The following is a 1,509-nucleotide window of genomic DNA, read 5'->3' as shown; positions in this document are numbered from 1 at the left end:
GCGCTAGGCTAAGCCCACATCTGTGCAAGCTTCCAGCCTTGCGTTATGCTTCCGAAGCGTTCGAGTCCGTGCCGCATCGTGATGGGGCCTGCCCTGGCCTCTCTCGCGTAGCCCGTCCAACCTCCGAGACGGGCAATGATCCACGTTGCCCAAGCCAAGCTGCGGGCAACGTAAGGATTCTTCAGTCTTTCAGTCCGCCCTTCGAGCTTTCCTTGCAATTTCCCTAGGACTGTAATCTCGTCTTCGTCGAAGGCGTCGCTTGCAGATTGGCTCGTGTTGCCGTCGCGCGCGTTCACCAGTTGCAGCGTTTTTGCTGCTACCAATGTGGCGATAGCTGCCAGTTTCAAGAGCTCGTCTGCTTGCTCGATCTGGCTCGATTCGATATCGAGTCCTTGGCGCTTGAGGATACGGAATAGTTGTTCTATGTTCCAGCGTTGCTGATACCACTCTACGATCTGGAGCGATTGCTCGATCATCTCCACGTCGTGAGTTGTCAGCAGCACCCAGTGGACTGCTGCCTCTCCAGGCAGTACGGTGTCTGGCGATTCACGTAACTCCACGACGGATAAAACGATGTTCGGCTGCTTGGCCTTGCAGCCTTTGGGACACCGGATACTTACCGTTCCATACCGGACTTCCATGTGGGCGCAGTGAGCAGATCGCGCGCCGCTACGAGCGCCGTCGGTGCTTCGATATGCTTTGCCTGCGCTCCGAGCTGGCACTTCCAACTTCATGCAGGCCGCTGCTGGCTGCGCAGCCAACCAGCCGAATAACGTGCCTCCGCCTTCGAGTTCACGATCGTGACGCGCTCGGGTAATGAGGTGGGTGCGTTTGTTTGGGATGCGATCCCACTCCTCGTAGATGTCGCTCTCGCGATCTGCCACTACTGTCACCGAAGCGGCTCGATACAAACGCTTTTCTGCAGCCTTTGCTCCGTCGAGCCAGCGCATCGACTCTTTTTCTTCGATGGGCCTGCGCTCCCGCGGCCGCTCCGTCGTTATCTCCCGGACCCAGGCGGCTTGATGAGCAAGGCCTAGGCAAGCGTGACTTTCGGCATCGATTACCAACACCGGATGAATGAACAATCCACATCCCTTGTTGTTGCTGATACCGCCCAGCCCGCTAGTGCGTCGGGCGTGAGGGGTGTAGTCGAGCTCGCTGGTGTCTTGAATTGCCAGCACATGACGGCCTGCTACGACTTGTGCCGTACGCTCAGTGCCGTGACGAATAATCTCTTGCGGCGTCACGTTCGGATGCTCCAATAGACGATGAAAACGCCTTTGGGTCGCACGATCATCGCTTAAACGGCGTAAGCAGACCGTGCCCCTTTCTGACATTCGACTATGGAGAAGTATTCCAGTTCTGCAGAGACGTTCGTCCCCAAATTCGCCGATGCAATGCTCATCCCTGAGCAGTTCGAGAGAAGCCATGGCGACCTCCATTGAGTCCACACTTCAATGATTCAGCATACGCCAAATAAATGTTGAAGATGTAGGCTCAGCGTAGCGC

General features: G+C 56.6%; 1 protein-coding gene. It reads right to left on the bottom strand.

The window, feature by feature from the left end; translation table 11 throughout:
* Positions 1 to 8: 8 nt before the first annotated feature.
* Positions 9 to 1,430 (bottom strand): IS4 family transposase, encoded by a 1,422-nt coding sequence (locus FVD38_RS26265; protein ID WP_187271720.1) that lies wholly within the window; start codon positions 1,428 to 1,430, stop codon positions 9 to 11.
* Positions 1,431 to 1,509: the final 79 nt, after the last annotated feature.

Origin of the sequence: Massilia arenae, from assembly GCF_008014745.1 — a bacterium.
In the GTDB taxonomy this organism is placed as follows: domain Bacteria; phylum Pseudomonadota; class Gammaproteobacteria; order Burkholderiales; family Burkholderiaceae_D; genus Telluria; species Telluria arenae.
This window is presented reverse-complemented; position numbering and strand designations above follow the sequence as displayed.